Source organism: Stutzerimonas stutzeri (assembly GCF_000952685.1).
GTDB lineage: Bacteria > Pseudomonadota > Gammaproteobacteria > Pseudomonadales > Pseudomonadaceae > Stutzerimonas > Stutzerimonas stutzeri_E.
The window spans coordinates 278,741-305,286 of sequence record NZ_JYHV01000015.1 but is presented as its reverse complement, the minus strand read 5'-3'; the positions used below and the strand labels follow the sequence as shown (position 1 = coordinate 305,286).

At 62.9% G+C, this 26,546-nt stretch carries 19 protein-coding genes; 3 read left to right on the top strand and 16 right to left on the bottom strand.

What is annotated here, in order from left to right; genetic code table 11:
* Window positions 1-23: 23 nt before the first annotated feature.
* Entirely contained in the window at window positions 24-1,256 is a 1,233-nt protein-coding gene (arsJ, locus tag UF78_RS10015) for an organoarsenical effux MFS transporter ArsJ (protein ID WP_045162025.1), read from the top strand.
* Here arsJ and UF78_RS10010 read toward each other — a convergent pair whose 3' ends face one another.
* The 14 genes from UF78_RS10010 to UF78_RS09950 all read right to left on the bottom strand — a co-directional run bounded on the left by UF78_RS10010 (window position 1,257) and on the right by UF78_RS09950 (window position 20,213).
* Complete coding sequence (locus UF78_RS10010; RefSeq protein WP_230623596.1) at window positions 1,257-4,445, bottom strand: efflux RND transporter permease subunit; 3,189 nt, start codon at window positions 4,443-4,445, stop codon at window positions 1,257-1,259.
* Window positions 4,442-5,938 (bottom strand): efflux RND transporter periplasmic adaptor subunit, encoded by a 1,497-nt coding sequence (locus UF78_RS10005; RefSeq protein ID WP_045162024.1) that lies wholly within the window; start codon window positions 5,936-5,938, stop codon window positions 4,442-4,444. The genes UF78_RS10010 and UF78_RS10005 overlap by 4 nt, the downstream gene beginning before the upstream one ends.
* Window positions 5,935-7,185, bottom strand: coding sequence for a TolC family protein (locus UF78_RS10000; RefSeq protein WP_045162023.1), 1,251 nt, complete (start codon window positions 7,183-7,185; stop codon window positions 5,935-5,937). The genes UF78_RS10005 and UF78_RS10000 overlap by 4 nt, the downstream gene beginning before the upstream one ends.
* A 92-nt stretch (window positions 7,186-7,277) precedes the next feature.
* The gene (locus tag UF78_RS09995) at window positions 7,278-7,649 is read right to left on the bottom strand and encodes a hypothetical protein (RefSeq protein WP_045162022.1); all 372 of its coding nucleotides are present in this window, start codon (window positions 7,647-7,649) and stop codon (window positions 7,278-7,280) included.
* On the bottom strand, window positions 7,646-9,391 hold the full coding sequence (locus tag UF78_RS09990; RefSeq protein WP_045162021.1) for a PAS domain-containing hybrid sensor histidine kinase/response regulator: 1,746 nt from the start codon (window positions 9,389-9,391) through the stop codon (window positions 7,646-7,648). Before UF78_RS09990 ends, UF78_RS09995 begins: the two co-directional genes overlap by 4 nt.
* On the bottom strand, window positions 9,375-10,538 hold the full coding sequence (gene ercA, locus UF78_RS09985; RefSeq protein WP_045162020.1) for an alcohol dehydrogenase-like regulatory protein ErcA: 1,164 nt from the start codon (window positions 10,536-10,538) through the stop codon (window positions 9,375-9,377). Before ercA ends, UF78_RS09990 begins: the two co-directional genes overlap by 17 nt.
* A 137-nt stretch (window positions 10,539-10,675) precedes the next feature.
* The gene (locus tag UF78_RS09980; protein ID WP_155397621.1) at window positions 10,676-12,592 is read right to left on the bottom strand and encodes a prolyl oligopeptidase family serine peptidase; all 1,917 of its coding nucleotides are present in this window, start codon (window positions 12,590-12,592) and stop codon (window positions 10,676-10,678) included.
* A gap of 40 nt (window positions 12,593-12,632) precedes the next feature.
* On the bottom strand, window positions 12,633-13,787 hold the full coding sequence (gene pqqE, locus UF78_RS09975) for a pyrroloquinoline quinone biosynthesis protein PqqE (RefSeq protein WP_045162018.1): 1,155 nt from the start codon (window positions 13,785-13,787) through the stop codon (window positions 12,633-12,635).
* A complete protein-coding gene (gene pqqD, locus UF78_RS09970; RefSeq protein ID WP_045162017.1) occupies window positions 13,759-14,037 on the bottom strand; it encodes a pyrroloquinoline quinone biosynthesis peptide chaperone PqqD in 279 nt (92 codons plus the stop codon). Before pqqD ends, pqqE begins: the two co-directional genes overlap by 29 nt.
* A gap of 100 nt (window positions 14,038-14,137) precedes the next feature.
* Window positions 14,138-14,890 carry a pyrroloquinoline-quinone synthase PqqC gene (pqqC, locus tag UF78_RS09965; RefSeq protein ID WP_045162016.1) on the bottom strand — a complete coding sequence of 251 codons (753 nt, stop codon included), beginning with the start codon at window positions 14,888-14,890 and terminating at the stop codon, window positions 14,138-14,140.
* An 87-nt stretch (window positions 14,891-14,977) separates the two neighbouring features.
* Window positions 14,978-15,889 carry a pyrroloquinoline quinone biosynthesis protein PqqB gene (gene pqqB / locus UF78_RS09960; protein ID WP_045162014.1) on the bottom strand — a complete coding sequence of 304 codons (912 nt, stop codon included), beginning with the start codon at window positions 15,887-15,889 and terminating at the stop codon, window positions 14,978-14,980.
* A 49-nt stretch (window positions 15,890-15,938) separates the two neighbouring features.
* Entirely contained in the window at window positions 15,939-16,010 is a 72-nt protein-coding gene (pqqA, locus tag UF78_RS22590; protein WP_003253598.1) for a pyrroloquinoline quinone precursor peptide PqqA, read from the bottom strand.
* A gap of 488 nt (window positions 16,011-16,498) precedes the next feature.
* Entirely contained in the window at window positions 16,499-18,019 is a 1,521-nt protein-coding gene (gene exaC / locus UF78_RS09955) for an acetaldehyde dehydrogenase ExaC (RefSeq protein ID WP_045162012.1), read from the bottom strand.
* A 415-nt stretch (window positions 18,020-18,434) separates the two neighbouring features.
* Window positions 18,435-20,213, bottom strand: coding sequence for a PQQ-dependent methanol/ethanol family dehydrogenase (locus UF78_RS09950; RefSeq protein ID WP_045162010.1), 1,779 nt, complete (start codon window positions 20,211-20,213; stop codon window positions 18,435-18,437).
* Window positions 20,214-20,496: 283 nt separating this feature from the next.
* Between UF78_RS09950 and UF78_RS09945 the strand changes: the two genes are divergently transcribed.
* Both UF78_RS09945 and UF78_RS09940 read left to right on the top strand, forming a co-directional pair.
* Window positions 20,497-21,732 (top strand): ABC transporter substrate-binding protein, encoded by a 1,236-nt coding sequence (locus UF78_RS09945; RefSeq protein ID WP_045162008.1) that lies wholly within the window; start codon window positions 20,497-20,499, stop codon window positions 21,730-21,732.
* Between the two features lie 222 nt (window positions 21,733-21,954).
* Window positions 21,955-23,151, top strand: a complete 1,197-nt coding sequence (locus UF78_RS09940; protein ID WP_045162006.1) for an MFS transporter — start codon at window positions 21,955-21,957, stop codon at window positions 23,149-23,151.
* Window positions 23,152-23,202: 51 nt separating this feature from the next.
* Here the strand turns inward: UF78_RS09940 and UF78_RS09935 are convergent, their stop codons facing one another.
* Window positions 23,203-23,895: a response regulator gene (locus UF78_RS09935; protein WP_045162005.1), complete on the bottom strand. Its 693-nt coding sequence runs from the start codon at window positions 23,893-23,895 to the stop codon at window positions 23,203-23,205.
* Entirely contained in the window at window positions 23,892-26,543 is a 2,652-nt protein-coding gene (locus tag UF78_RS09930) for a sensor histidine kinase (RefSeq protein ID WP_045162004.1), read from the bottom strand. Before UF78_RS09930 ends, UF78_RS09935 begins: the two co-directional genes overlap by 4 nt.
* Window positions 26,544-26,546 lie beyond the last annotated feature (3 nt).

Genomic DNA, 26,546 nt, shown 5'->3' with positions numbered 1-26,546 from the left:
AGTGCAACGCATCAGGACTTCTTATGCACGCCCTCACCCGCCTTGCACCGGATGTTCGCCAGTACTTGCTGGTCACCGGCAACTATTGGGCCTTCACCCTGACCGACGGTGCGCTGCGCATGCTGGTCGTGCTGCATTTCCATACGCTCGGCTATACGCCGCTGCAGATTGCCGCGCTGTTCCTGTTCTACGAGATATTCGGGGTCGTCACCAATCTGATCGGCGGATACCTGGGCGCGCGACTCGGACTCAACCGCACCATGAACGTTGGCTTGGCGCTGCAGGTAGTGGCACTGCTGATGCTCACCGTACCCGCAGCGTGGCTGACGATTGCCTGGGTGATGGGTGCGCAGGCGCTCTCCGGCATCGCCAAGGATCTGAACAAGATGAGTGCCAAAAGCTCGATCAAGCTGTTGGTACCTGAGGATCGACAAGGCACGCTGTATAGGTGGGTGGCGGTGCTCACCGGCTCGAAGAACGCGCTCAAGGGCGTGGGCTTTTTCCTCGGAGGAGCCTTGCTCGCAGGCATCGGCTTTCGGGGATCACTGCTGGGCATGGCCATCGCATTGGCGGTGATCTGGAGCGCCAGCCTGTTCCTGCTGAAAAAAGACCTGGGCAAGGCCAAGGCAAAGCCGAAGTTTCGCGAGCTGCTGTCCAAGAGTCGCGCCATCAACGTTCTGTCAGCCGCACGGCTGTTTCTGTTCGGTGCGCGTGACGTCTGGTTCGTGGTTGCACTGCCGGTCTATCTATCGTCTGTGTTTGGCTGGGACTTCTGGCAGGTTGGCGGCTTTCTCGCGCTCTGGGTGATTGGCTACGGCATCATTCAGAGCTTCGCCCCCGCCATCACGGGCAAGCAGCGCGACCAGGTTCCGGACGGCCGCGCGGCGTTCATCTGGGCGTTGCTGCTGGCCGGTCTACCGGCGGCCATTGCTCTGGGAATGGGCAGCGGCATGTCGACCGAGACGGTGCTGCTCGGCGGCCTCCTGCTATTTGGTGCGCTGTTCGCCGTGAACTCGTCGCTGCACAGCTACCTCATCGTTTCCTATGCCAAGGCCGACGGCGTGTCGCTGGATGTTGGTTTCTACTACATGTCCAACGCCCTCGGCCGGTTGCTGGGGACGCTGCTGTCCGGCTGGATCTACCAGCGCTACGGCCTGGAGGCTTGCCTGTGGGTCTCGAGCAGCTTCGTGCTGCTGGCAGCCCTGATTTCGACGGGCCTGCCTCGGCATGGTCAGGCAGGCCCATCGGCCGGCTGATCAGCGCTCGGCTGGACTCACAAAATCCGGCTCGTGTCGTTCAGGTCGACCCGCGCACCGCTGTCGGACATCGTCCGGGCGGCGCATCAGCCGGAACGCTGCCGGTATCACGAACAACGACAGCAGCGGCGCGCTGAGCATGCCACCCACCATTGGCGCGGCGATGCGGCTCATCACCTCGCTGCCGGTCCCCGCGCCCCAGAAGATCGGCAGCAGACCGGCAACGATCACCGCCACCGTCATTGCCTTGGGCCGTACCCGTTGCACGGCACCTTCACGAATAGCCGCATATAAGCCGGCGGCGTCGTCCTTTCCGACACGCTGCTGCTCGATCCAGGCGTTCTTCAAATAAAGCAGCATGATCACGCCGAACTCCGCAGCCACTCCCGCCAGTGCGATGAAACCGACGCCGGTGGCCACCGACAGGTTGAAGCCCATCAGATAGAGGAACCACACCCCGCCGGTGAGGGCGAACGGTAGCGTCAGCATGATCAACAGCGCTTCATCGAAGCGACCGAAGGTCAGATAGAGCAGCACGAAGATGATCAACAGGGTCGCCGGAACCACCAGCTTGAGGCGTGCGTTGGCGCGTTCGAGAAACTCGAACTGGCCCGAGTAGCTGAGGCTCATGCCCGGCTGCAACTTCACCGTGGCATCGACCGCTTCGCGCAAGTCGGCCACCACCGAGGCGATGTCACGACCTCGCACATCGATGTACACCCAGCCGGTGAGCCGCGCATTCTCGCTGCGCAGCATCGGTGGTCCGTCGCTGACCTGGACCCGCGCCACACTGCCCAGCGTGATCTGACTGCCTTTTGGCGTAAGAATGGGCAGCTGCTCCAGGGCGTCCGGCGAGTCGCGCCATTCCCGCGCATAGCGCACGCTGATCGGATAACGCGCCAACCCCTCCACTGTCTCGCCGATGACGGCGCCGCCGATGGCGCTGGAAACGATCGACTGCACGTCGGCGATATTCAAGCCGTAGCGCGCGGCATCCTGACGATCGATGTCGATGTCGATATAGCGCCCACCGACCAGCCGTTCGGCCAACGCCGAGCTGACGCCTGGCACAGCCTTGGCGACCGCTTCGACCTGCTGACTGATACGGTCGATTTCCTCCAGATTGGCACCGGCGATCTTGACCCCGATGGGGCTCTTGATTCCCGTGGCGAGCATGTCGATGCGGTTACGGATCGGCGGAATCCAGATATTCGTCAGGCCGGGCACCTGGACCGCGCGGTCCAGCTCATCCACCAGCTTTTGTGGCGTCATCCCGTCACGCCATTGGTCTCGAGGCTTGAACTGAATAGTCGTCTCGAACATCTCCAGTGGCGCCGGATCGGTAGCGGACTCGGCGCGTCCGGCCTTGCCGAACACTCGGGAGACTTCCGGCACGGTACGGATCATCCGGTCGGTCTGCTGCAGCAGCTGAGCGGCCTTTTGTGCCGACAGGCCGGGCAGTGCCGATGGCATGTACAGCAAATCGCCCTCATCCATCGGCGGCAAAAACTCCCCGCCCAGGCGCGTCATCGGCCACAGCGTGGTGGCGAGCACCAGCAGCGCGACGGCAATGGTTGTCTTCGGACGCTCCAGTACCGCCTCCAGCGCCGGGCGGTAGATGCGAATCAGGCCCCGGTTGAGCGGATTACGCGACTCGTCAGGCAGGCGCCCGCGAATCCAATAGCCCATCAGCACGGGCACCAGAGTCACCGAAAGCCCGGCCGCCGCCGCCATCGCATAGGTCTTGGTGAACGCCAGAGGCCCGAACAGCCGACCCTCCTGGGCCTCGAGCGTGAACACCGGGATGAATGACAGGGTGATGATGAGCAGGCAGAAGAACAGTGCCGGGCCCACTTCCTGCGCTGCGGCGATCATCAGGCGCCAGTGTTCCTCGCCTTCCAGGGTTCGGCCCGGATTGGCGTGGCGCCAGGCTTCAACCCTCTTGTGCGCGTTCTCGATCATCACTACGGCGGCATCGACCATGGCACCGATGGCAATGGCGATGCCGCCGAGCGACATGATGTTGGCGTTGATGCCCTGATAGCGCATCACCGCGAAGGCGATCAGCACGCCGATCGGCAACGAGACGATGGCCACCAGTGATGAGCGCAGATGCCAGAGGAACATCCCGCACACCAGCGCGACGACCACGAATTCCTCCAGCAATTTGAACCCGAGGTTCTCCACCGCGCGGTCGATCAGCTGGCTGCGGTCGTAACTGGTGACGATCTCCACGCCCGCCGGCAGACTCTTCTTCAATGTATCGAGCTTGGCGTGCACCGCGGCCAGGGTTTCCCGCGCGTTCTTGCCGCTGCGCAGGATGACCACACCGCCGACGGTTTCGCCCTCGCCGTCGAGCTCGGCGATACCACGGCGCATCTCTGGGCCGAGCTGGATGTGCGCAACGTCACCGAGCATCACCGGCACACCGGCCTCGCTGAGCCGCAGCGGGATGTTGCGAAAATCATCGAGCGTCTTCAGGTAGCCCGAGGCACGCACCATGTATTCGGTTTCAGCCAGTTCCAGCACGGCACCGCCGGCTTCCTGATTAGCGTTGCCGATGGCTTCGATCACCTGCGCCTGGGTCACCGCAACGCTGGCCATCTTCAGCGGATCGAGCACCACCTGATACTGCTTGACCATGCCGCCGATAGTGGCGACTTCAGCGACGTTGGGCAGCGTGATCAGCTCATACTTGAGAAACCAGTCCTGCAGGCTGCGCAGTTGCGCCAGGTCATGCGTACCGCTGCGATCGACCAGTGCGTACTGGTAGATCCAGCCGACGCCGGTGGCATCCGGGCCGAGCGAAGGCTTGGCGTTGGCCGGCAACCGGCTCTGGACCTGACTGAGGTACTCCAGCACCCGTGAGCGCGCCCAGTACAGATCTGTGTCGTCCTCGAACAGTACGTAGACGTAGCTATCGCCAAAGAACGAATACCCGCGCACCGTCTTCGCCCCCGGTACCGAGAGCATGGTGGTGGTCAGCGGATAGGTCACCTGATTCTCGACGATCTGCGGCGCCTGGCCCGGATACGGCGTGCGGATGATCACTTGCACATCGGACAAATCCGGTAGCGCATCGATGGGCGTGGTGCGAAGCGCCCAGATGCCCACAGCTGTCATTAGCAGCGTTGCCAGCAGAACGAGGAAACGATTGACTACCGACCAGCGAATCAGCGCGGCGATCATTGCTGTTGCTCCTGCTTCTGCAGACGCTCGATCACCAGACCGCTGGAGGTTTCGCGCACGGCGAAGTCCACCCGGTCCTCTACTGCCACGTCGTGCAATAGATGAGGGTTGGCCACCGCGAAACGCATGGTCATACCCGGCATGCCGAGGGTATGGAATGGATCATGCGAGATCTTCACCGACTGTTCGTCGAGCTCGACGATGCGCCCTTCCGAGGCGTGCAACGCGGGGGCCGCGCTGGAAGCGTCGAGAGCGGGCTTAGGCACTTCGAGTGTCGCGGCGGTGAGCCCTCGCAGACTGGCCTCGGAGTCGATCAGAAATTGCCCGGACGCCACGACCTGTTGACCTTCCTCGAGCCCCTGGAGAATCGCCGTCCGGCTGCCACTGTCCGCCCCCAAACGAACCTCGACGGGCCGGTAGCGGCCGCCCGGCTCGGCCACCATAACCAGGGCCCGCTTGCCGGTACGGATCACCGCCTCGCTGGGAATCAGCAGCACCGGTTCGGTGCCGGCATCGGCCAGGGTCACGCTTGCCGTCAGGCCGGGACGAAGAATCCCGTCAGGGTTGGGCAGTTCGATGCGGACACGTAACGTGCGGCTGGCGGCGGTGGCTTCAGGTAACACAGCGGTCACGCTGCCCTCGATCGCTTCGCCGTCCAACGCCGACAGCCGGGCGCTGGCGTTCTGGCCGACACGTATCGCCCAGCCCTGTGCTTCCGGGACGGCGACTTCGAGCCAGACGCTCTGCAATCCGTTGATCGACGCCAGCGGAGCACCGGCCGATATACTCATCCCTTCACGTACGGCAAGGTCCTGCAACACGCCACCGATGGGTGTGTGAATAGTCAGTTGGGTACGGACCTTGCTGCTGCGCTCCAGCTGGCGGATGACATCTGCGGGCATACCCGCCAGACGCAAGCGTTGACGAGCACCTTCGAGCAGGGCCGGCTCGCCGACACGCCGCAGGGCAAGAAACTCCTCCTGCGCGGCCGCCCACTCGGGAATCAGCAGATCGACCAGCGGCGCACCTTTTTCCAGAACGTCACCCGGCGCGAGGCGATATACCCGCTCGACGAATCCCGCCGCACGCGCTTGCACGAGTGCCACGTCGCGCGCGTTATAGCCCAGTACACCAACCGCCTCGACCCGGCTGGCGAGTTCGCCCCAGGTGACTGTCGCCAGCCGCACGCCGAGGTTCTGCGTCACGCTCGGATCGATGCTGATGCTAGCTGCATCGCCGCTCTCATCGGCGTAGCGAGGCACCAGTTGCATGTCCATGAATGGCGATTTACCCGGCTTGTCGAATTTATGCTGCGGCACCATCGGGTCGTACCAATAGAGGACTTTTCGCGTGGACGAAGCCGCCCCGGTTTGCGCCGACGCCTGCGGCATGACCGAGTGGGATTGTTCCTGTGCCAACCAGTAACCGCCGGCAGAGCCGGCCAGTGCAGCCAAGCCGATCGCTATGATGGTTTTCGCTGATATCCGGCTCATTGGGCGTCTCCATAGGCGAAATTCAGGCGGGCGGCCGCAACGGCTTGCAGGCCCTGCAGATCGATCTGTTTCAGGCGGGTTTCGATCAGTTCGCGACGGGCGGCGAGCACGGCATCCAGCTCGCCAGTCCCGGCGCGATATCCGGCCAGGGTCAACTCCGCCCGCTCGCGGGCCAGTGGCAGAAACACCTCGCTGGTGCGCACCAGGGCGCGTCGAACTCGTTCGAGTTCGGCCAGATCACCGGCCAACTGCTCGGCGAAGGCTCTCCGACTGGCCTCGCGCTCGGCTTCGAGCTGGTTGAGTTGCGCGTGTGTTGCCGCTATGCGCGGGCTTTGCCGTGAGCGCTGGAAAATCGGCAGGTCGAAACTGAACACCAGATTGACCATGTCGCCATATTCCCGGCCACGCTTGAGGTAGTCGACTTCCCAGCTCCAGTCCGGCTTCCTGTCGGCCGTGGCTTCGCCGATGCGCGCTTGTGCCTCACGCAACATCGGCTCATACGCGGCAAGTTGCGGATGGCGGTACAACCGCTCCATGAGCGCTTGCTCGTTCACGGCCAAGCTGGGCAGGTCGCCGCTCAGCGGATTCTGGCCCGCATCGCCGATCCAACGTGCCAGCGCCGCGCGCGACTGGCTGCGCAAGCGCACCAGTTCGTCCTCACGCTCGGCTAGCAAAGCCGCCTCCTGGCGGGGTATCACGCTGTCGGCGATCTGCCCGCGGCGTCCGGCAATCCTTGCCTGCACGGTCTCGGCCAGCAGGCGGTTCTCATCGAACAGCGCCTTGAACAGTTCGAGCTTGCGCTCGATCGTATGAGTGGCGATCCAGGCCTGTGCAGTGGCCTGGCGCACTTTGAGCTTCTCGACCTGACGCTCCGCTTCGGCACGGCCAACACTGGCTTGCGCGAGTTCGACACGGGCATTGCGCTTGTCGCGGTTGGGGACGTCCTGCATCAAGCCGACCATCCGCATGGTCATGCCCTCCTCGCCGAGACGCCAGGCCGCGCCCCCTTCGATAGGCAGGTTCTGCACGCCAAACAGCAACTTCGGATCGGGCAGCTCACCCGCCGGCGTAGCATTCTGCCTGGCTGCGATCAGTTTCGAGGCTTCAGCCTCGAGCGAGGGTGACTGCTGCTCGGCGAGCTGCAGCGCCTGTTCCAATGTCAGTGCGCCAGCCAGCGTTGGCAACAGCATCGCGCCGCAGCACACCACCACGCCAAGCAGACGGGGGTGCAAGTATCGGGATTTCATCTTGAAGATTCCTATGAAGCTGGTGTGCCGCAAGGCACACGTACTGAGCCCATCACCTCGACAGTGAAGGGCTGCTCAGGTCAGCGGAGGAATCAGACGCGGGGTGGACGCCAGTGGTTGTCGTCGACAGGGGTGGGAATGGCGTCCGGGAAATAGACGGCCATTTTCAGTGGTGCGCTCGCGGGCATTGGACGGGCCATATCCAGCAACAGCATGCTGCCGGACTTGCACTGCTGGCCGCTCGGACACGGCGCTCCGTCATCGTCGTGCGTATGCCCGGAGTCGTCGGCGGCGTTCATGGCCGGGCTGTCCGCATGCGCCAGATGGTCTGCGGGCGCTGCCATGGCGCTCATCGAGCCGCCCATCTGGCAGGGTTCGGAACCCAGCTCGAAAGCGGCCATCCCGTTGACGGGAAGCACCAGACTGATCAAGAGAACGAACCACAACCGTAGATGGCGTTTCATGGCGCGAGTGTATCGGTTCCGCTTGGGCTGGGAAACTGATCCAGATTAGTTTTGGCCGTTTCCTCTCGCACAGGCTTATCGTTGAGCAGGTGACTCAACACCGAGCGCATTTTCCCGGCCTTGACCGGTTTGTTAAGCACGGGCACGCCCAACCCCTGGAGCTGGCGGCGGCATTCATCGCTGCGATCGGCGGTGACCATGACCACGGGTATCGCGTGACCGTAATGCGCACGTAGCGCCGTCACCACGTCCCACCCCGTCACACCATGATCGAGATGGTAATCGGCAAGTATCACCTCCGGAGGCGAGCCGCTCAGCACGGTCAGCGCCGCCGCTTCGTCAGTGGCGGTCAGGACTTCGCAGCCCCACTGCCCCAGCAATGCCGCCATGCTGTGCAGAATGCTCAGCTCGTTATCCAGGACTAACAGGCGCCGACCCGGCAATGGGTCGCCGAGCACTGGCCCCATCATCGGCGCTTCAGCAGGTGGCGCCGTGGGATTGTCGGCCAAGGGTACATCGATGCTGAAGACCGAACCCCGTCTCGGTCGCGAGCGCACCTGCACCCGGTAATCGAGCATCGTCGCGATGCGATCGACAATGGCCAGGCCGAGCCCGACCCCGGCGCGCTCGGCAGCACGCTGCACGCCAAGTTGGTTGAATTCAAGGAAGATCGCCTGCAACTGATCCGCTTCGATACCCCGGCCCGTATCCCAAACCTCGATGCGCAGAAACTCGCCACGTTTGCGCGCGCCCAGCAACACCCGCCCGGCGTCCGTATAGCGGCAGGCGTTGCTGAGAAAATTGCGCAGAATTCGCGTCAGCAACCTGAAATCGCTGCGCAGCGCGTAGGCCGGGACGAAGTGCTCGAAGCCGAGCCCTTTCGCTTCGGCTACGGACTGGAATTCGGAGACCAGCGGCAACAGCACTTCGTCTAGGCGGTAGATATCGATGTCTGGCTTGATGGCCTGTTGGTCCAGCTTGGAGATGTCCAACAAGTCGGCCAACAGGTCCTCGGCGCCTTCCAGCGCCTGATGCGCGCGCTCGACGAGGTTCTGCTCGGCATCCGGCAAGCCGCGCTCGCGCAGGGTCGAAATCAGCAAGCGTGCGGCGTTCAACGGCTGCAGCAGGTCATGGCTGGCGGCAGCCAGGTACTTGTCCTTGCTGTGGTTGGCCGCCTCTGCCGCATCGCGTGCCTTGCGCAGCTCCAGGGTACGTTCTGCAACACGCTGCTCGAGCTGCTCATTGAGTTGCAGCAGACGCAGCTGAGCCAATTTGCGCTCGGTGATATCGGCGACGAAGCCCTCGACCAGCCCTTCCTCATCGGGTTTGAGCAGCAAGTTCATCATGACGTCGATGGTGCTGCCGTCCTTGCGCCGCAACCGAGTCTCATAGCCGAAGAGACCACGCTGGGTACTCAAAACCTGACGGATCTGCTTCAGCTCCTCTTCACCGCCCATGAACAGGTGGTGGGATAGATCGGTCAGCGCCCAGAGCGTCTCGGCGGGGCTGGCATAACCGAGCATTCGAGCCAGCGCCGGATTGGCGGCTCGGATACCTTCCTGCAGACTCGCCTGGAAAATGCCGTGCACGGCATGCTCGAACAGCCATTTGTAGCGATTTCGCTCGGCTTCCAGTTCCTCCAGGCGTGCCACCAGCTCTGGGTAATGACTCTTGCGCGCCGAGTGCGTACCAAGGCCGAGCAGTCCGGCCAGCGCGTCGGACCGGTCAGAGTGCTTCGGCATACACCACTTCGACGTCGCGCTGGGTCGAGGAGCGCGGGTTGGTGAGGATGCAGGGGTCCTGCATGGCGTGCTGGGACAGGAAAGGAATATCCGAGAGACTCACGCCGTGAAGCCCCAGGGTTTCATTGAATCCGATGGCCTGCTTGAGCTGAATGACATGGTTGACCAGACGGTCGCGAATTTCGCGATGCTGCAGGCCACGGGTATCGATACCGAAGGTCTCGGCAACCACTTTGAACCGATCAGGCGCGGCGCTGTAATTGAACGCCACCACATGCTCGACCAATACCGCGTTGCACAACCCGTGGGGCAGATCGAGGAAGCCGCCGAGGCTGTGTGACATGGCGTGCACCGCGCCCAGAATGGCATTGGAGAATGCCAGCCCCGCCTGCATGCTGCCGAGCATGATTTTCTCGCGCAGCTGGATGTCCGCTGGATTGGCGATCATCTGCACCAGATGGCCGTTGATCAGTCGCATGGCTTCGAGTGCATGCGGATCGGTCAGCGGACCATGGCCGGTGGAGACGAAGGCTTCGATGGCATGGACCAGCGCGTCGATGCCGGTACAGGCGGAGAGAAACGGGTCCATGCTCAGAGTGGTTTCCGGATCAATCAGCGATACATCGGGTACGGCGCCCTTGCTGACGATGGAAAACTTCATCCGCTCTTCCTGGTTGGAGATGATCACGAACTGCGAAACGTCCGCCGACGTGCCCGCGGTGGTCGGGATCAGGATCAGCGGCGGACTCGGCACCCGCAGCGTATCGACGCCTTCGAACTCGAGGATGCTGCGTCCATGAGCGACAGCAATGCCGATACCCTTGGCACAGTCCATCGGACTACCGCCGCCCACCGCGACGATGACGTTGCAACCCTCGTCGCGATAGACCTCGGCACCGATCATCACCTCCTCGGAGCGAGGATTGGCGGACACCTGGGTAAACAGGCAGTACTCGATGTCCTGATTCGTCAGGCTGGCCTGAATATCTGCTACCCAGCCCGCAGCCACGACGCCAGGGTCCGACACGAGCAATACCTTGCGGGCACCGAAGTTCTTTGCGTAATTGCCCACGCTGTGGCGACACCCGGCACCAAAGACGATTTCGGGTGAAACGAATTTGCGTTGCAGGCTGATATTGGGGCTCATACTACGGCCTCGGTTATTGTTATACGTCCGGCAAGCGTACTGCTTTCTGCCATCAAAGCAATCCGCAAAAAGTCGCTAGGCTGGGAAGCGAACCGTTCTCACAACTGCATCCCGATGCGCTGTACAGCGTCGTACGCTCAGCCAAGCACACCCTGATAGAAGCGACATTCGCGCGCCAACGCATCCGCCAGGCTATCCGCCTGTCGGAAACCGTGACGTTCTTGCGGGTAGAAGCAGTACTCGACCCGAATGTTGCGCTGGCGAAGCGCTGACACCATCAATTCGGTCTGTGCCGGAAGCACCACGGCGTCCAGCCCACCCTGAAAGAAGATCACCGGAACCCTGATCCGCCCCGCGTGGTGCAACGGGGTGCGCTGACGGTAACGCTCGGCATGGCCCTGGGGATCACCGATCAGCCAGTCCAGATAATCCGCCTCGAACTTGTGGGTGGCCCGCCGCAGCGCAAGTGGATCGCTGACGCCATAAAGGCTGGCGCCGCCGCTGAAGCCAGCGTCGGAGGTGAGCGCACAAAGCGCGGTATAGCCGCCGGCGCTCGAACCGCGGACGAAGGTGCGGGCCGGGTCGACCTGCCCGCTCACCGCCAGTGCGGTGACGACCGCGCTGGCATCTTCCACGTCGACCACGCCCCATTGCTCGTGCAGGCGTTGCCGGTAGGCTCGACCGAAACCGCCGCTGCCTCGGTAGTTGACATCGGCCACGGCAAAGCCGCGCTGGGTCCAGTACTGGATCCGCGGATCGAATACCGGGTAGCAGGCCGAAGTCGGCCCGCCGTGCAGGAAGACCACTAGCGGTGGTTTCTCCCCCTCCAAACTCCGACAGTCGGCATTGCAGGGGGGATAGAAAAAGGCATGCGCGGTTTCGTCGGTTCCAGTGGCGAAAGTGAACGGCTGGGGCCGCGACAGCTGCTCGGCCGGTAGCGGCTGCTCGCCACCTGCGATGATCTCGGGCCGGCCGGTCCGGCGTTCTATCGCCAGCACCGTTGGCACTCGATCGACGGCAGCGGCGATGCAGTAATAGTGCTGTTCATCGGCAGCCAGTTGCCGACAGCGGGTGAAGGCCGTCGCAAGCTGGCGTTCGCGGCCCTCGTCGTTGCGTTCCAGCAGCAGGCCGTAACCATCGACCATGCGAGTCAACAGCAGACCACCCTCGCTCAGCGGCAGGTAGCTGGTCGTGCCCAGTTGCCAGGGCGCCGGCGCATGATCAAAGGGCGCCTGCGTCTCTCCAGCTTCGGGCGCGGCCCCATCGTTCGCAACAGCGAACTCCGGCACCAATCGGCCACCCTCCTCCCTCCAGGGCTGCCACCAGCCGGCCCTGTCGCTCAGGCAGTAGAGCGTCCCGTCCGCGGCGAAGCGTGGCTGTTGCAGCGACTCGCCGCCTTCAGCCCCGGCCAGGCGAATCGGCGTTTGCCAGGTACCGTCCGCATCGCGCTCGGCCATCCACAGACTGGTAGCGGTCCAGGGTTGTTCGGGGCGCTGCCATTGGATCCAGGCCATACGCCGGGCTTCGGCATCGAGCGCTGGCGACGAATAGAAATCCGCCCCCTCGGCGAGGACACTGCGCCCACCGGATTGCACCGAGAAGCTGACCAGCCGGTGCTCCACCCGCTCACCAATATGCGCTTCTTCAACCGCCACAATGGCTGTCTGGCCGGAATCGAACTGAAGGTCGCCGTAGCGGCAATCGGCCTGCTGAGTCAACATACTGGGTCCGGCAGCCTGATCGGCAATAGACTGAAGATGGATCTGCTGATCCCCTTCATTCACGAAAGCCACCCCCCGATCCGTCAGACAGAAGGCCCCACCGCCGTATTCGTAGACCCGGCTGCGCAGCGATAGGCCAGCCGGCGTGATACAGACGGCCCGGCCCGCGCGCCAGTGCCATAAGGTGCAGCGAGCATCCGCCGGCTGGTATTCGATCCAGAACACACCACCATGGCCGGCGCGAATCTCGGCAAAATCACGGCTCGCCGATGCGGCTTTCTCGGCGCTCCAGTCGCTGGGCCAGAAGCCGTAGGGGATTGCGGTCTTGGTCATCTCGATTTCGCTCAACAGGCATCGTTCGGATCGAACGACCTTACACCTTGAGGATCAACTTCGATGCCTTCTCGTTGCGGAACGTCAGTTCATCCAGACCGAGAGGTGCCTGCTCGGCTTCGGTCCGCGCGGCGAGGATAGTGCTGTGGTGTGGCGACTTGCTGCAGACCGGGTCAGCATTGACGGCATCGCCGGTGAGCATGAACGCCTGACAGCGGCAGCCGCCAAAGTCCTTTTCCTTTTCATCGCAGGACTGGCACGGCTCGGGCATCCAGTCGAAGCCGCGGAACTTGTTGAAGCCGAACGAGTGCTTCCAGATCTGCTCGATGCTTTGCTCGCGCACGTTGGGAAAGCTGATCGGCAATTGCCGAGCGCTGTGACAGGGCAGCGCCGTACCGTCGGGGGTGATGTCGAGGAACAGGTTGCCCCAGCCGTTCATGCAGCCCTTGGGGCGCTCTTCGTAATAGTCAGGCGTGACGAAGATCAGCTTGCAGGGGTGGTTCTCGGCAGCGAGTTTGTCGCGCCACTCATTGGTGATGCGCTCGGCACGCACCAACTGCTCCTTGCTCGGCAGCAGCCCGGCACGGTTGAGTTCGGCCCAGCCGTAGAACTGGCAAGTGGCCAATTCAACAAAGTCGGCTTCCAGCTCCAGACACAGCTGGATGATGCGCTCGATATTGTCGATGTTGTGCCGATGGGTGACGAAGTTCAGCACCATCGGATAGCCATGGGCTTTCACCGCACGCGCCATGGCGAGCTTCTGCGCGAAGGCCTTTTTCGAGCCGGCGAGCAGGTTATTAACCTCCTCATCGGCGGCTTGGAAACTGATCTGGATATGGTCGAGCCCGGCGGCGGCGAATGAAGCGATCTTCTCTTCGGTCAGGCCGATCCCCGAGGTAATCAGGTTGGTGTAATAGCCGAGGTCACGCGCCGCTTTGATCAGATCGGCCAGGTCCTGACGGACCAGTGGCTCACCGCCGGAAAAACCCAGCTGCGCCGCACCCATCTCGCGCGCCTGGCGGAACACTTCGATCCACTCGGCGGTGCTCAGCTCATCCTGGTTGCGGGCGAAATCCAGCGGGTTCGAGCAGTACGGGCATTGCAGCGGGCACCGGTAAGTGAGCTCGGCGAGCAACCACAACGGTGGGCCTGGCTCGAAGCCCGGTTTAGCGAAGCTCGATCCAGAACCGTTCAACGGCCACCTCCAGAAACGCGACGATATCTTCCTCAATCCCTTCTGCGTCTGGGTAGCGAGCCTGCAGATCGGCCACGATGGTGCCCAGGTTACGGGCGCCGTCCACTTCGGCCAGGACAGCAGAAGCGCTCTCGTTGAGTTTGATCATGCCTTCCGGGTAGAGCAGCACGTGGCAGTTCTGCGCAGGTTCCCATTGGAAGCGAAAGCCGCGGCGAAAGGCTGGGATCTGCGTCAGTTGGATATCGCTCATGGTCCTCTCTCTCGCCAATGTTGCATCATCGATGGCCGGTGAATTGGTAGGCCTGAAACCCATCCCACGCCGGAGCTCACTCCTACCCTGCGCATGGCCGTTACAAGGTGATCCCGCGATGCCACACACGCTCGCTGGTCACCGTGTGGTACGGCGGGCGGTCCAGTTCATAGGCCATGCTCATGGCATCCAGCATGCTCCAGAGTACGTCGAGTTTGAACTGAAGAATGTTCAGCATGCGTTCCTGGCTTTCTCGAGTCTTGTAGTGATCAAGAGTAATGCGCAAGCCGTGCTCGACGTCGCGGCGCGCCTCCTTCAGACGCTTGCGGAAGTAGTCGTAGCCGGACGCATCAATCCAGCTGTAGTGCTGCGGCCAGGCATCCAGACGTGACTGATGGATCGTCGGCGCGAACAGCTCGGTGAGGGAGCTGCTGGCCGCCTCCTGCCAGACGGCGCGCCGGGCGAAATTGACATAGGCATCGACGGCGAAACGTACACCGGGCAGCACCAGTTCCTGGGACAGCACCTGCTCACGATCCAACCCCACCGCTTCGGCCAGTCGCAGCCACGCCTCGATACCGCCCTCTTCGCCCGGCGTACCATCGTGATCGATGATGCGTTGGATCCACTCGCGGCGAGTCTCGCGATCCGGGCAGTTGGCCATGATCGCGGCGTCCTTCACCGGTATACACACCTGATAGTAGAAGCGGTTCGCAACCCAGCCCTGGACTTGCTCGCGGGTCGACCGGCCTTCGTACATGGCGCGGTGGAACGGGTGATGGATATGGTAGTAGTCGCCCTTGGCGCGCAGCGCCTGCTCGAACTCGGAACGGGTCATGGCTGGCAGGGTCATGGAGCTTCCTTACGCATGTTGTACGGGTTGTTCGCCCCGGGCAGAGCCCGGCGTGCATCAGCGACGGGGTGCCGAGCGCCGCTCGTGTTACAGCTCGATGCTCATCCCATCGAACGAGACTTCGATTCCATGCGCGTCCAACTCCGCTCGCTCGGGGGAGCTTTCATCGAGGATCGGATTGGTGTTGTTGATGTGGATGAGGATCTTGCGCGCAGCAGGCATGCCATCGAGCACCTCGATCATGCCGCCGGGGCCGCTCTGCTGAAGATGACCCATTTCGGTGCCGAGCTTGGTGCCGACTTCACGCATGAGCATTTCGTCATCGCGCCAAAGGGTGCCGTCGACCAGCAGGCAATCGGCGCCACGCATGATCTCCAGCAACTCGGCGCTGACCTTGCCCAGACCCGGGGCGTAGAACAGCGTACCGCCGGTTTTTTCATCGTCGATCAGCAGGCCGATGTTGTCGCCCGGATGTGGATCGTTGCGGTGCGGCGAGTAGGGAGGCGCCGAGCTGCGTAGCGGGATCGGCGTGATTCGAAGATTCGGGCAGGCCGGTATACGGAAGCTGCCTTCCAGCGCAATGGGGTTCCAGCGCAGGCCACCGTTCCAGTGTTCGAGCATCTTGAACAGGGGAAAACCGGTGCTGAGGTCCTGATGGACCATCTCGGTACACCAGACTTCGTGCGGACAGCCTTCGCGCAGTGTCAGCAGTCCGGTGGTGTGATCGATCTGGCTGTCCAGCAGGACGATGGCGCCAATTGCGGTGTCGCGCGGTGCACGGGCTGGCTGCAGTTTCGGAAAGGATTCCAGCTGGACACGGATATCCGGTGATGCGTTGCAAAGTATCCAGTGTTCGCCGTCGTCGCTGATGGCGATGGACGATTGGGTACGGGCGTGCGCGCGTATGGTACCGGCGCGCAATCCTGCGCAATTGGCACAGTTGCAGTTCCATTGAGGAAAGCCGCCGCCAGCAGCCGAACCGAGAATCTGGATGAACATGGGCAGCTCCCTGAAAACGAAAACCCCGACCTGAGCCGGGGCGGATAACTCAGCGATTAGCGAAGTACATGGTGACTTCGAAACCGATACGTAGGTCAGTGAAAGCGGGTTTGGTCCACATGGCTCGATCCTCTTCTTATTGGCTGACGGATTATCCCGACGGCCCCATTAAGCACCCATGTCAGCAGAAAGCAGAATGGTACTTTGGAAGGAGACAACACGCTGCCTTGGTAGTGCCTGGCACTTGGACCTAACACCTTCTTTAATTCGTCGGAAAGGCTATCGTAGAGCCCTTGGCGACCGCTCGCGCCGCTCAGGGCAGCGTCGAGGTCAGCGCACCACTGACGAGGCAGGTCCCAGACGGATCTGCCGCAGGCATCGACACAACAGCTCCGGTACGCGCCCCATGCACCGCCACGAGCGGTCGCGAAACGCCGGATTGCGGCTTATCGCGGAGCCAAAAAAAAACGCGGCCAGAAGGCCGCGCTGCGTTGACGAACCACTGAGGCCGCACCCAGTCAGCCTGTGATCCCCGCACTCAGGTGCGAGCAAATGATGCCGGCGCGCTGGAGCGAACGCGCCGGGTCCTCCGAGGTCGATCCCCGCGGCTTAGAAGAAGCCCAGCGGGTTGATGTCGTAGCTGATGAGCAGGTTCTTGGTCTGCTGATAGTGATCGAGCATCATTTTGTGGGTTTCGCGGCCGACACCCGACTTCTTGTAGCCGCCGAACGCCGCATGCGCAGGATACAGGTGGTAGCAGTTGGTCCAGACGCGGCCAGCCTTTATGCCACGGCCCATGCGGTAGGCACGGTTGATGTCGCGAGTCCAGACGCCGGCGCCCAGGCCGAACTCGGTATCGTTGGCGATCGCCAGTGCTTCGGCCTCGTCTTTGAAGGTCGCCACGCCGACCACGGGCCCGAAGATCTCTTCCTGGAATACGCGCATCTTGTTGTGGCCCTTGATCAGAGTCGGCTGCACGTAGTACCCGGAAGCCAGACCACCTTCGAGCTTCTCGGCGGCACCGCCGGTGAGGATCTGCGCGCCTTCCTGCTGTGCGATCTCCATGTATGAAAGAATCTTGTCGAACTGCTGCTCGGACGCCTGGGCGCCGACCATGGTGTCGGTGTCCAGCGGATTGCCACGCTTGATCGCCTTGATCTTCTTCATCACCACTTCCATGAAGGGCTCGAAGATCGACTCCTGAATCAGGGCACGCGACGGGCAGGTGCAAACTTCGCCCTGGTTGAAGAAGGCCAGTACCAGACCCTCAGCGGCTTTCTCGATGAACGCGGGTTCAGCATTCATGATGTCTTCGAAAAAGATGTTCGGGCTCTTGCCGCCCAGCTCCACGGTGCTCGGAATGATGTTCTCAGCGGCGCAGCGCATGATGTGCGAGCCCACCGGGGTAGAACCGGTGAAAGCGATCTTGGCAATGCGGGTGCTGGTCGCCAGCGCCTGCCCTGCTTCCCGGCCAAAGCCCTGGACGATGTTCAACACACCCGGCGGCAACAGGTCACCAATCAGCTCGGCGAAGACCATGATTGACAGCGGCGTCTGCTCGGCAGGCTTGAGCACGATGCAGTTACCAGCGGCCAAGGCCGGCGCCAGCTTCCAGGCGGCCATCAGCAGCGGGAAGTTCCAAGGAATGATCTGACCGACCACACCCAGCGGCTCATGGAAGTGATAGGCCGCGGTGTGCTCGTTGATCTCGGCGGCGCTGCCTTCCTGGGCGCGGATGCAGCCAGCGAAGTAACGGAAGTGATCGGCAGCCAGCGGCACGTCGGCATTCAGGGTTTCACGCACGGCCTTGCCATTGTCCCAGGTCTCGGCGATGGCCAGCTGTTCCAGGTTGGCTTCGATGCGATCGGCGATCTTCAGCAGAATCAGCGCGCGGTCCTGTACCGATGTCTTGCCCCAGGCATCGGCAGCGGCATGTGCGGCATCCAGGGCCTTCTCCACATCCTCCGCGCCGGAGCGCGGGAACTCGGCGATCACTTCACCGTTGACTGGCGAGGTGTTGACGAAATACTCACCCTTGACCGGCGGCACGAATTCGCCGCCGATGAAGTTGCCGTAACGCGGTTTGAAGGAAATGACGGCGCCTGCGGTACCGGGTTGGGCGTAGATCATGATGGGCCTCTCTTTCTCTGCTTGTCAGAGCCTGCGCCGGAAGGTGCACAGGGCATGGACCGATCTTAGGCAGCGCGCTCAGGCCTACGGTATGCACCCATGGCAGCGGAGAACTCCTCATTTGGTAGTAGATGCCAACGGCGCTGGCCAGCGCCCTGAGAGTGATTCAGGCGTCGTCCAGAGCCATTTTTCACTCATGAAACCGTGGAGTGTGGCTCCCCGCGGGCAGTCGGGATTGAGCCTAAGCAAGGGCGGACAGGCCGTATGTCTCTCGTGTTCGGCTAACCTCTTCGCCTGAGGCAATCGAAGCCGTATGGAACGTCAGGCCACTGGATTGCGCGGCGCTGTAGTTAACCGATCCGTAAAAACAAAAAGGCCGGCTGTTAGCAGCCGGCCATTCGTTTGGAGCCGAAGATCAACGCTTGGCTACGACCTGGTCCTTCGGCAATTTGAACGTCCAGACCATGCCGCCCTGGTTGAAGTCCTTGATGCGCTTGGCGACTTCACCGCCCCACAGCGGGACAGCACCACCCCAACCGGAAAGCACGGAGACGTACTGCTCGCCGTCCATTTCCCAGGTGATCGGCGAACCGATCACGCCAGAGCCGGTGTTGAACTCGTAGAGTTTCTTGCCGGTCTTGGCATCGAATGCCATCAGGTAGCCTTCCGGATTGCCGGTGAACACCAGGTTACCCTTGGTTGCCAGCACACCCCCCCAGAGCGGCGCGTAGTTCTTGTAGCGCCAGACTTCCTTGCCGGTCTTCGGGTCGATGGCGCGCAGCACACCGATGTATTCCTCGTTCAGCGGATGGATGGTGAACCCAGCGCCCAGATAGGCTGCGCCCTTCTTGTAGGCGACGCCTTCGTTCCAGATGTCCATGCCCCACTCGTTGGATGGTACGTAGAACAGCCCGGTGTCCTGGCTGTAAGCCATCGGCATCCAGTTCTTGCCGCCAAGGAATGACGGCGCGACGAACACCGACTTGCCCTTGTCCGCATCGCCTGGCGCGCCCGGACGGTTGGCATCGTCGTAAACCGGGCGACCGTCCTTATCCAGGCCCTTGGCCCAGGTGATCTTGTCGACGAACGGGAAACCACGGATGAACTTGCCGTTGGTGCGGTCGAGCACGTAGAAGAAGCCGTTACGGTCGGCGGTGCCGGCGGCCTTGATGGTCTTGCCGCCGTCCTGATAGTCGAACGAAACCAGCTCGTTCACGCCGTCGAAGTCCCAGCCGTCATGCGGCGTGGACTGAAAGTGCCACTTGATCGAGCCGTCGTTCGGGTCGAGCGCCAGACGCGAAGACGAGAAGAGATTGTCGCCCGGGCGCAGGTGCGAGTTCCACGGTGACGGGTTGCCGGTGCCGAACAGCAGCGAATCGGTATCCGGATCGTAGTAGCCGCCCAGCCAGGGCGCGGCGCCGCCGGTTTTCCACAGGTCGCCCGGCCAGGTCTTGCCGGCTTCACCGCCGGAGATGCCATTCTCGACCTTCTTGCCGTCCTTCATCACGTAGCCCATGTGCCCTTCCACGGTCGGACGGGTCCACACCAGCTCACCATTCTTGGCGTCGAACGCCTGGATCATGCCGACAACACCGAATTCGCCGCCCGCCAGGCCGGTGATGACCTTGCCCTTGACGATCATGGGCGCGGCGGAAATCGAGTAGCCCGCCTTGTAATCAGCGACGGTTTTTTTCCAGACGACCTTGCCAGTGTCCTTGTTCAACGCCACCAACTTGGCATCCAGGGTGCCGAAGATCACCAGGTCGCCATACAGCGCGACACCGCGGTTGATCACGTCACAGCAAGGCATGATGCCGTCGGGCAGGCGCGCATCGTATTGCCAGAGTTCCTTGCCGGTACGGGCATCCACGGCAAAAACACGTGAATAGGAGCCGGTCAGATACATCACACCGTCTTTGACCAGCGGCTGCGCTTCCTGCCCACGCTGCTTCTCACCGCCGAGGGAAAAGCCCCAGACCGGGCGAAGTTGGCTGACGTTTTCGGTGTTCAGTTTGTCCAGTTGACTGTAGCGCTGCCCCTGCGGGCCCAGGCCGTTGGTTACGATCTGATCGGTGGACTTGGCGTCATTGAGAATATCCTGATCAGTGACTGCCCAAGCCGACACGCTGGACATCGCCATGGCGGCGCATAGCGCGGTCAGGGCGAAGGGCTTGCGAAGACCGGTGTGCTTCATTGCGGCTACCTCTACGGGTTCATTGTTATCGTCGCCGGGAAGTTTTCCCGGTCTGCTGCCGATTCTTCGTTGCAGGCCCTTTGCCAACAATTGCACGCAGTACCCATTTTCCTCCTCCCTTGGTAGCAATACCGCCACGTAGGCCGCGCCAACTCGGCGTTGGAAGGCCCTGGCCGGGCGGGACCCGACACCGAAGTCGCAACCCAGGGGCCCAAAAAGACAATTCCTCGCGACGATCACAGTCCGTAAAAAAGTGGTTCCTCAGCTCACAAGGACATGAGCCATGTGTCGTTCCCTGTTCCTTATCTTTCTCCTGATGCTGGCCGCTGAAAGCCAGGCGGCGCCAGCGATTCGTATCGGCTTGAACTACCCGAGTACCGGCAACTACAAAAGCGAAGGTCTCGAGTTGCGTCGCGGCGCCCTGCTCGCTGTCGACGACATCAATCGCGAGGGTGGCGTGCTCGGCAGGCCGCTGGAGCTGCTCAGCCACAATTCGGCGGCACGCGATGAAAAGGCCAGTGCCAACATCGATCGCTTCGCCGCTCAGGGTGTTTCCATGGCCTTCGGAGGTGCCACCAGCGAGGAAGCCATCGCCGCAGGGCAACGGGCGCGCGAGCTGGGCCTGTTGTTCTTTCCGACGCTGGCCTACGCCAACGCCATCACCGGCCGCGATGGGCAACGCTACCTGTTCCGCGAAACCAACAGCGCCTGGATGAGCGCGCGCGTGCTAGGCGAGTACCTCAGCTGGCACCTGCCCAACCGCCGTTATCACTACATCTGCCTCGATGACAGCTGGGGCCACAGCATGGAGCAGGCGCTACGCGAAGCCACTCGCAGCCGCGATCGTGCGCGCCACGGTTTCAGCCGCATCAGCGTCAGGGGCGCGCGGCATGACGAATATCTCGCGGCCTTGAACAAGGCGGCCGCCAGCAACGCCGACGTGCTGGTCGTCGTGCTGCTCGGGCAGGACCTGGTGCAGATGATGCGTCTCGCGCACGACATGCGCCTCGATCGGCGAATGCAGATCATCGTGCCCAACCTGACTAGCAGCATCGTCGAGCAAGCCGGCCCGCAGGTCATGGAGCATGTCATCGGTACCACCGCCTGGACCTGGCAGGTGCCTGCGTTGGTCAAGAGCGCTGATGGCCAGGCCTTCGTTGACGCCTACATTGCCCAGCATCAACGCTACCCGGACAGCACCACCGCCTCGGCCTACAGCGTCGTTCGAGAGTGGGCCGCGGCCGTTCAGCGAGCCGGGAGCCTGGACAGCGAAAAGATCATCTCCGCGCTGGAGGAACACCATTACAGCCTGCTCAAGGATGACCAGTACTGGCGCGGCTTCGACCATCAGAACGTCCAGAGCATCTATGCCGTGCGGGTTCGCTCGCGCAGCGACATCATGCAGGACCGGTTCAAGCAGGACTATTTCAGTATCATCCACCGCATGGGCGGCGAGGAAGCGGCGCCCAGCCGTGACGATTGGCTGGAGGAGCGCGGCGACGATCCAATCCTGCGATAATCGTCGGCCTGTCGTGCCGGATACCCCTCAGGCTCCGCCTCTTTTCAACGTCAGCAGGCCCAGCGGGCGCTGACGCTTTTCGTTTTCGCCAGGTGATCGCTGCCGCACCGAACCGCGGTCGGGGCGGTGCCTGAGCGCAGCACCGCGCAGCGCTGTGGGTGCCATGACGAGGCGCGGGGGAGCGGTATCGGCAGGTCCCGATCATTTGCCGCAGGATGAGCAATGAAGCAACGATGGCCAGCGTTTCCCTGGGTCTGTTTCGCCATGTGTGTCGGCGTCATGGGCACCGCGCTCATTTCACCGCTGTACCCGCTCTATCAGCAGGCCTGGCAGCTGCGCACCAGCGACGTCTCGCTGATTTACGTGATCTACATGCTCGGTGCACTCGCCGGGCTGCTGTTCATGGGGCGGCTGTCCGACACGCTGGGGTTTCGCCGCGTGATGCTGGCGGGCCTGCTGCTCGGCTGGGGTGGCACCTTGCTGACGATGCTGGCGTGGAATCTGCCGAGTCTGAATATCGGTCGCTTCGCGGTAGGCCTGTCCTCGAGTTTGATCGTCACCAGCGCCTCGGTGGGCCTGGTGCAGATCTCCCGTGACGGCGCCTCGCAGCGTATTTCCACCCTCACCAGCTTCCTGCTCGCCTTCGGTTTCGGGCTCGGGCCCTTGACCGGCGGCGTTATCGGCCAGTGGATGCCGCACCCGCTGACGGTCACATACCTGCCTTCGTTAGCGCTCGGGGTGCTGGCCGTCTATGCCTTGATGCGCGTGCATTTGAAGCACCACGAGGCTAACGCGGACGCAGTGCTCGATTGGCGAGCCTTCATCCCGCGCTTGGCCTGGGCGAAGCGCAGCGATTCGCTGGCCTTCCTGCTGACCTGTGCCTGCCCGTTCTTCGCGTTCGGCGTGTTCGGGCTTTATGCATCCATGGCCCCATTGTTTCTGGAAAAGATGATTCCCTGGCACGGTCCGGTGGTGAGCGGGACGTCCATCGGGGTCATTCTGCTGGCTTCGGCCATTACGCAGCTGGCATGCGCACGGATTAGCCTGCGTTGGTGCGGCCTGCTCGGTCTGCTAGCAGTGGCACTCAGCAACGCCATGCTCGTACTCAACTTCAAGCTCGGCTCGCCAACCGTATTCATCATCGGGGTCTGCGCAACGGCAACCGGGCATGGCCTGTGCCTGCTAGCGGGCATTAGCATGGTCAACCGCATCGCCAGCTCGGCCGAGCGCTCCGGACTGATCTCGACCTATTTGGTGTGCGGCTACGTCGGCAGCATTGTGCCCCTGCTCGGCGCGGGCTGGATTGCTGATCATTACGGCCTGCCGGTGGCGGTGACAGCGCTGGGATTGGGTGTGATGGTGATCGCCACGCCGCTGGCGGTGTGGTTTTTCGTCCATCCACGAGTGCGCGATGCCTGACTGTGCAGGCCGCTGGATTCCCCGGCGCATCGGCCGCTGCCGAGGCAGCGGTCAGACCTCGGCCGTCAGCCGATAACCGACACCGGCCTCCGTGACGATGAATCGCGGCGCCGCGGGATCATCCCCAAGCTTGCGCCGCAGGTGCCCAACCACCACGCGCAAATAATGGGTATCGCCGCTGTGACTCGGCCCCCAGATATCCTTCAATAGCTGCTGTTGCGTGACCACACGGCCGAGATATCGGCCCAGCTCCGCCAGCACGGCGTACTCCTTGCGGGTCAGGCTGACCTCCTGGCCGTCGAGGCTCACCCGCCTGAAGGCAAAGTCGATGCACAAGGGGCCGGACACCACCTGGCTCAGCACCGATTCCTGGCCCGACGCCTGGCGCAACAGTGCGCGGACGCGGGCGAGAAATTCCTGAATACCGAAGGGTTTGGTGACGTAATCGTTGGCGCCACCATCGAGCGCGGTGACCTTTTCCGCTTCGCTGGCACGTACCGACAACACCAGCACCGGCACCTGGCTCCATTCACGCAGCTCGCGCAATACCTTCTGGCCATCCATGTCTGGCAGGCCCAGATCGAGCACCACCAGGTCGGGCTTCTCAAGCGCCGCACGCGCCAGGCCTTCGACACCGGTCGCGCTTTCCAGCACGCGATAGCCCTGAGAACCGAGGCTGATGCGCAGGAATTTTCTGATCTGCGGCTCGTCGTCAATGACCAACAGACTGGCTTGCTGGCTCAAGAGCGGTCCTTTTCGAATTCCGGTTGAGGTTGCAACGGCAGCTCCAGAACGACACTGGCGCCGTGACCGTCGAGGCCATCGCCGACCGAGACGCGGCCTCCATGGGCGCCGATCATGCCCTGGCAGATAGCCAGGCCAAGGCCGGTTCCCGGACCGCCCCGGTCGCCGCGCGCGGCGGTGTAGAACATGTCGAAGATTCGCACGCGCTCGGCCTCGGGCACGCCCGGCCCTTCGTCGCTGACGATGAAACGCAGGTGATCGGCATCCACCTCAACCTCCACCCGCAAGCGTCCCTGTGGCGGCGAAAAGCGCGCGGCGTTCTCCAGCACGTTGACCAGCGCCTGCTCGATCAGCGCTGGATGGACATAGAGCAACGGCAGCGAATCGGGGATCGACACCTCCAGCTTCAGCTCAGCGAGCACACGCTGAAGACGCTGCAGTGCGCTGGCGACGATATCATCCGGTGTGGTCCAGTCGCGGATCAGTTTCAGGCCGCCGTGCCCCAGGCGGGTCATATCGAGCAGATTCTGGATATAGCGATCCAGCCGCTCGGCCTCGTCCCGGGTCGCGTCCAGCAGTTCCTGCCGATCGGCTTCGCTCATGCTTCCACCCAGCGTCGCCAGGCTGTCGATGGAGCCGCGCATGGCGGTCAGCGGCGTGCGCAGATCGTGGGAGACGGAGGCCAGCAAGGCGCTGCGCAACTCCTCGGTTTGTCCATGCAAACGAGCGGCTTCCAGCTCTTCGGCCAGCATCGCGCGTTGCAATGCCTGCGCCAGCGGATGGGCGAGCGCGGCGATCAGCCGACGCGTTTGCGGTCGCCCCGCATGGGTCTGCCGGATGCCAAGCAGGCCGAGGGCGCGCGTCTCGCCATTCAGCGGCAGCCACCACCAGTGGCCGCTCGGCAACGTATCGGTGCCCTGCCCGGCGGGCTGGCCACGCCGCCAGGCCCAGTCGGCCGCCGCCTGCTCCTGCTCGGCGAGCACCTGCATGTCGCCGTTGAACAACCATTGCGCATCCTTGCCGCGCGTGACGACCACCGCCTGCACCCCGCGCAGCTGCTGCAACTGACGCACCGCCGCGACACCGACCGCCTGCACATCGGTGGCGGCACTGAGCTGGCGCGAGAGATTGAGCAAGGCTGCGGTTTCCGTCTGGGTCTGGCGCAACGCCTGATACTGCCGGCGCTGACGGCTGGCTAGGTTACCGGTCAGCACCGCCATCAGCAGGAAGAATAGCAGCGTGAGCACGTCTTCCTGCCGCGCCACGATAAAGGTGAAGGTGGGCGGGATGAACAGAAAGTCGTACAGCAGAAAGGAGGCGCCAGCACAGGCCAACGCCGGGCCAAGGCTGCTGCGCACGGCGACCACCAGTACGGCGGAGAGAAACACCAGGGACACATTCGGCAACTCGAGGTAGCGCGACAGCAGCAATGCCACAGCGGTGGCGACGCCCGTCGCCATGGCAGCGAGCAGGTAGTTGCGCCAGTCGAAGGGTACCTTGGTCGCTGCGGTGCTCATCGCATGGACCGGTTGCTGGGAAAGGACGCTGACTTCCAGCCCCTGTCCTGCCCTGATGAGCTGTTCGGCAAGGGTGCGCCTAGACCACAGGCTCCATGCCTTGCGCATACCCTGGCTGCTGCCGACCAGCATCACCGTGGCCAGCCGCTCGGTCGCATGCTCCAGCAGTGTTCGCGCGATGTGCTCGCCCCGCAACTCGACTACCTCGCCACCGAGACGTTCGGCAAGTTGCTGGGCGGACTGAAGAAAGCCCAACTGCATCTCGCCGCGACTGGTGCCATTGCTGACGTGGACTACCGACCAGGGCAGATGCCGCCGCTCCGCCACGCGGGCGGCGTGGCGCACCAGGCCTTCGGCGGATGCGTCGCCGTCGATCCCCACCAGCAAGCGGCCGCGCACGACCGGCGCCGTTTCGCCCAGGCTTCGCGAGCGCCGCAGCAGATCTGCATCCACGCGTGCCGCCGCGGTCTGCATGGCCAGCTCGCGCAGCGCGGTCAGGTTGGTCTGGGTAAAAAAGGCATCGATTGCCGCCCGCGCCTGCTCCGGCACGTAGACCTTGCCTTCGCGCAAGCGCTCAAGCAATTCACGCGGAGGCAGGTCGATCAGCAGGATTTCGTCGGCGTTGTGCAGGACCCAGTCCGGAACCGTTTCCCGCACCTGCACGCCGGTGATCGTACGGACTTGATCGTTGAGGCTTTCCAGATGCTGCACGTTGACCGTGGTGTAAACGTCGATGCCCGCCTCGAGCAACTCCAGCACGTCCTGCCAGCGCTTGCTGTGACGGCTGCCAGGGACGTTGCTGTGGGCGAGCTCATCGACCAGAACCAGACCCGGACGTATCTGTAACAACCCTTCCAGGTCCATCTCTTCCAGCGTCACTCCGCGATAGTCGCTGCGGGTCAGCGGTTGTTCCGGCACCCCCACCCGCAGCGCTTCGGTGTCAGCTCGGCCGTGCGACTCGACCACGCCGGCCAGCACCTGTCTGCCGAGGCGCAATTGTCTCTGCGCCGCCTGCAGCATGGCGTAGGTCTTGCCCACGCCGGGCGCCGCGCCGAGAAACACCTTGAGTCGGCCTTGCCCCTGGTGGGGCTGGTCATCCAGCAAGGCATCGGCGTGCGGGGCATCGCTCATTCG

Coding starts and splice junctions, on each gene's coding strand:
- arsJ (WP_045162025.1), top strand. CDS start 24: ATGCACGCCCTCACCCGCCTTGCACCGGATGTTCGCCAGTACTTGCTG.
- UF78_RS10010 (WP_230623596.1), bottom strand. CDS start 4,445: ATGATCGCCGCGCTGATTCGCTGGTCGGTAGTCAATCGTTTCCTCGTT.
- UF78_RS10005 (WP_045162024.1), bottom strand. CDS start 5,938: ATGAGCCGGATATCAGCGAAAACCATCATAGCGATCGGCTTGGCTGCA.
- UF78_RS10000 (WP_045162023.1), bottom strand. CDS start 7,185: ATGAAATCCCGATACTTGCACCCCCGTCTGCTTGGCGTGGTGGTGTGC.
- UF78_RS09995 (WP_045162022.1), bottom strand. CDS start 7,649: ATGAAACGCCATCTACGGTTGTGGTTCGTTCTCTTGATCAGTCTGGTG.
- UF78_RS09990 (WP_045162021.1), bottom strand. CDS start 9,391: ATGCCGAAGCACTCTGACCGGTCCGACGCGCTGGCCGGACTGCTCGGC.
- ercA (WP_045162020.1), bottom strand. CDS start 10,538: ATGAGCCCCAATATCAGCCTGCAACGCAAATTCGTTTCACCCGAAATC.
- UF78_RS09980 (WP_155397621.1), bottom strand. CDS start 12,592: ATGACCAAGACCGCAATCCCCTACGGCTTCTGGCCCAGCGACTGGAGC.
- pqqD (WP_045162017.1), bottom strand. CDS start 14,037: ATGAGCGATATCCAACTGACGCAGATCCCAGCCTTTCGCCGCGGCTTT.
- pqqC (WP_045162016.1), bottom strand. CDS start 14,890: ATGACCCTGCCAGCCATGACCCGTTCCGAGTTCGAGCAGGCGCTGCGC.
- pqqB (WP_045162014.1), bottom strand. CDS start 15,889: ATGTTCATCCAGATTCTCGGTTCGGCTGCTGGCGGCGGCTTTCCTCAA.
- exaC (WP_045162012.1), bottom strand. CDS start 18,019: ATGATCTACGCCCAACCCGGTACCGCAGGCGCCGTCATTTCCTTCAAA.
- UF78_RS09950 (WP_045162010.1), bottom strand. CDS start 20,213: ATGAAGCACACCGGTCTTCGCAAGCCCTTCGCCCTGACCGCGCTATGC.
- UF78_RS09945 (WP_045162008.1), top strand. CDS start 20,497: ATGTGTCGTTCCCTGTTCCTTATCTTTCTCCTGATGCTGGCCGCTGAA.
- UF78_RS09940 (WP_045162006.1), top strand. CDS start 21,955: ATGAAGCAACGATGGCCAGCGTTTCCCTGGGTCTGTTTCGCCATGTGT.
- UF78_RS09930 (WP_045162004.1), bottom strand. CDS start 26,543: ATGAGCGATGCCCCGCACGCCGATGCCTTGCTGGATGACCAGCCCCAC.